Raw genomic sequence first — 505 nt, forward strand, 5'->3', positions numbered from 1 at the left:
GGGGCTGTGGATGTTTTGTGAGGGGAATTGGAACGGCATGATGATCTGGTATCCTTGTTTTCGCCAAAAAACCGTTACCTTGAGAACATCATGCCAAGAACTATGTTACCAGCTCCTTTGTGGAATAAGCTATTTTTATTCATGCAACAAAATGAGCTTATCTACAATAAAGAGGAACACCGACTGACTTTCGAAGGCATTCTTTACCGGATGAGAACAGGTATTCCATGGCGTGAATTGCCGGATGAATTTGGCAAATGGAACACCGTATTCAGACGTTTTAATGCGTGGTCAAAAAAAGGCATTTTTGATTTATTATTCAAAATGCTGTCTGAAGACACGGATACTGAATGGTTGTTTATTGATGGCAGTATTATCCGAGCACATCAGCATAGTGCGGGTGCCGCCTCAGAGGAAAATGAGGCCATAGGTAAAAGTTGTGGCGGACTCTCAACCAAAATCCATTTAGCCGTAGACAGTTACGGTTTTCCTGTCCATTTTGAGC

General features: G+C 42.4%; 1 protein-coding gene. It reads left to right on the forward strand.

All coding sequences use genetic code 11. From position 1 onward, the window contains the following. Positions 1-90 precede the first annotated feature (90 nt). The coding region (locus Xsto_RS20865; RefSeq protein ID WP_141554567.1) for an IS5 family transposase at positions 91-505 on the forward strand (415 nt) is incomplete at its 3' end.

Origin of the sequence: Xenorhabdus stockiae, assembly GCF_002632825.1 — a bacterium.
In the GTDB taxonomy this organism is placed as follows: Bacteria; Pseudomonadota; Gammaproteobacteria; order Enterobacterales; family Enterobacteriaceae; genus Xenorhabdus; species Xenorhabdus stockiae.